Source organism: Pseudanabaena cinerea FACHB-1277 (assembly GCF_014696345.1).
Lineage (GTDB): Bacteria > Cyanobacteriota > Cyanobacteriia > Pseudanabaenales > Pseudanabaenaceae > Pseudanabaena > Pseudanabaena cinerea.
In genome coordinates this window covers 1-1,567 of record NZ_JACJPY010000178.1, presented here as the reverse complement: position 1 = coordinate 1,567, position 1,567 = coordinate 1, and the positions used below count along the sequence as shown (strand labels likewise).

Annotated in this window: 2 protein-coding genes and 1 pseudogene; all 3 read left to right on the top strand. The window is 41.2% G+C overall.

Features of this window, described 5'->3' with window-relative positions; genetic code table 11:
- Positions 1-127: pseudogene (locus H6F44_RS24230) on the top strand (RNA-guided endonuclease TnpB family protein); the annotation flags it as partial.
- Positions 128-173: 46 nt separating this feature from the next.
- Positions 174-605: a type II toxin-antitoxin system VapC family toxin gene (locus H6F44_RS22700; protein ID WP_190353352.1), complete on the top strand. Its 432-nt coding sequence runs from the start codon at positions 174-176 to the stop codon at positions 603-605.
- Between the two features lie 94 nt (positions 606-699).
- Positions 700-1,440, top strand: coding sequence for an alpha/beta fold hydrolase (locus tag H6F44_RS22695; protein ID WP_190353351.1), 741 nt, complete (start codon positions 700-702; stop codon positions 1,438-1,440).
- Positions 1,441-1,567 lie beyond the last annotated feature (127 nt).

The following is a 1,567-nucleotide window of genomic DNA, read 5'->3' as shown; positions in this document are numbered from 1 at the left end:
AGATGTGAATGCTGCTAAAAATATTCTTGCCGCAGGGCTTGCGGTTAATGTCTGTGGAGCGACTGTAAGACCCGAACAGAGTAAATCTGTTAAGGCTGGTGCTATGAAGCAGAAACCTAAGTCGTGAGTCTTAGGAATCCCCGTCGCTTCAGCGCGGGGCGGATGTCAACTTTTTGGACTCTACACCCGTTGGATTGATTACGAACCCTAAAGCAACTCCTTTGGCTTTGCAGTGTCAGCAATGGTTAGATAGTGTCTTAGCCAGAAATATTAATGTGATTCTATCAGAAACAATTGATTATGAAGTTAGGAGAGAGCTTTTAAGGGCAAATAAGTTATTGAGCATTAAGAAACTAGATCTTTTGAAGTCTGAACTTACATATTTACCAATTACGACAGAGTTGATGTTAAAGGTGGCAGAGTTATGGGCTAGGGCTAGAAATGAAGGTAAGCCGACAGCCGATAATAAAGCTTTGGATGGTGATGTGATTTTGGCGACTCAAGCGGTTTTGGTTGCTGGTTATGGGCATGAAGTGATTATTGCTACGAGTAATGCGAAGCATTTGTCGATGTTTGCGGATGCTAGGGAATGGCAAAGTATATAGCGATCGCCTATTCAATTCATAGCTAAAATCGCTTGATTGTTGATAGATTTATGGGTGTGGCGATCGCAAAGGATTAATTCTGTAAAAAACAAATATGTCAAGTGTTAATCAGACAAAATTTATAATATTTTCTCAGCATGGGCTAAGTGATACAAACAGTGAAATGCTGTCTCTAGCGCTCAAAGTTGCGCCGCCAAATTCTCATATTGTTGCGCCAAATTTGGGAATTGTGAAAACTTATTTCAAAATTGAACCTTTAGTTGATAAGGTTGAAAAAGATGCAGTCCAAGCATTTGAGCAGTATCCGAATACACCTGTACGGATTATAGCTACCTCTTTGGGTGGGGTGATTTGGGTTGAAGTATTATCTCGTAATCGAGAATGGTGGTCAAAAGTTGAATCTTTGGTACTGTTGGGATCGCCTATAGGTGGTTCAGATCTTGCCAGAATGATTGATCCTTTTGGCTGGGGCATTGGCATGGCTAAATATCTGGGTGAAAATCGGCGACCTTTAGCAGAAAAGATTACAGCCATAATTCCAACTTTAGTAGTGGCAGGGAATACTACAGGCGGTAGTGATGGCACTGTTACTATTGAGTCTACTAAGCTCAAACATGCTCATTTTGTCTGTCTAAATGGTGTAAACCACCCTGCACTAAGATTTGCTCCTGCGGTCGCAAAAACGATTCAAGTATTTTGGGAAAAGCCAAGAAAACCTCTACCTGCTCCAGAAGTTAATCTAATTACAGAATTAATAGAGCATTTTCGTAGAGTGCAAGGCATCACCGATGCAAATTCGGCAGATGTAAAGTATTCCGCTCATGTGGGTAAATAGGTGAAAGGAGGGACAAGAAGACGGCGGAGGAAGTCAAAATCAATCCAACGTAAATTGTAAGCCCACTCAAACATGGCTACATAGAGATGCAGATACTTTTTATGGATACCGCGAAATGGACGAACAA